General features: G+C 66.4%; 2 protein-coding genes. Both read right to left on the minus strand.

Going from position 1 to position 1,208, the window contains the following annotated elements; genetic code table 11:
* A partial coding sequence (locus ACW73L_RS22120; RefSeq protein WP_498924702.1) for a transposase domain-containing protein occupies window positions 1-709 on the minus strand: 709 nt, incomplete at its 3' end.
* A gap of 22 nt (window positions 710-731) precedes the next feature.
* Entirely contained in the window at window positions 732-1,091 is a 360-nt protein-coding gene (gene tnpB, locus ACW73L_RS22125; RefSeq protein WP_498924703.1) for an IS66 family insertion sequence element accessory protein TnpB, read from the minus strand.
* Window positions 1,092-1,208: the final 117 nt, after the last annotated feature.

Raw genomic sequence — 1,208 nt, forward strand, 5'->3', positions numbered from 1 at the left:
ACCGCGCCAACGGCAGGCCATCAACGTATTTGGTGGTGAGCAACAGGGCCAAGAGGTCGTTGCTGGCGTTGCTCTTCGGCAAGACCTGCGGCGGTGCCGGCGCCGTCACCGGGGCGGTGTGCCGCTGGGGACAGCCGTAACGCTTACGAATATGGCGCAGCACCCGGACCTGCAGCGGGATGATATCCAGTTGTTCACTGACCTCTTCACCGATCTCCACCAGCGGCGTCCCGCAGGCGCAGGTCCGTTCGGCCGCGGGGATGTCGTGGATGACGTCGACGCGCGGCAGTTCGGCCGGCAGGGGCTGGCGCTTGCCGCGGCGCCGGGGGAGCGCTGGTTGTCGCGGCCGGGGCGCCGGTAACTCGACCATATCGCTGGCCTCGGGCGCGGCGGCGCACTCGGCTTCAGCCTCGTCGAACAATCCCAGTTGTCCCGGATGGGCTTCACTGCGCCGGCCGAACTGGCGCTGGCGGGCTAAGCGAATCTGCTCGTACAGTTCGAGCAGGCGGGCATTGAAGGCTTTTTGGTCGGCGGCGCGCTGCGCCCCGAAGGCCTGTTCTGCCGCCGCACGTTCGACCTGCAGCTGTCGCAGAAACGCGGCTTGCTGGACCTGCAACAGCGCTTTCAGCGCTGCCGGATCATCCGGGAGGGGCTCCGGCAAGACCCCTTGGAGGGGTTCGGCAACGAGGGGAACAGCGGCACCTGACATGCCGCTATTATACCCCAAGCGCTTAGGTAACCGACTGGTATTGCAATGTTTTATGCGGGCGATGGGCCCACAGATCGAAACCCTCCAGCAGCCATTCCAGTTCCTGCAGGCTGATCTCCACCGGGCCCGTCGCGGCGCCCACCACCGGCCAGGCAAACCGCTCCGCTTCCAGCCGCTTGTACCATAGGCAAAACCCGTTGCGGTGCCAGTACAACGCTTTCAGCTTGTCCCGCCGCCGGTTGATGAACACGTACAGCCCAGCGCCGAACGGATTCAACCCCAACTCCCGCTCGACCACCGCCGATAAGCCGTCGATCGACTTCCGAAAGTCAATCGCCGGCCGATACAAGTACACCGCGCCGATCCGGCTCCCCGGATGCATCAGCCCAACGCCTCGTGCACGCTGGCCAACCACGCGGCGCTCGGGAGGGTGGTCAGCTCCAACGTCACCCCGCCGCCCAGCCGCAGTCGGCACGCCACCGCGTCCCGGCTACCCCCA

This window comes from Methylolobus aquaticus, assembly GCF_054172105.1.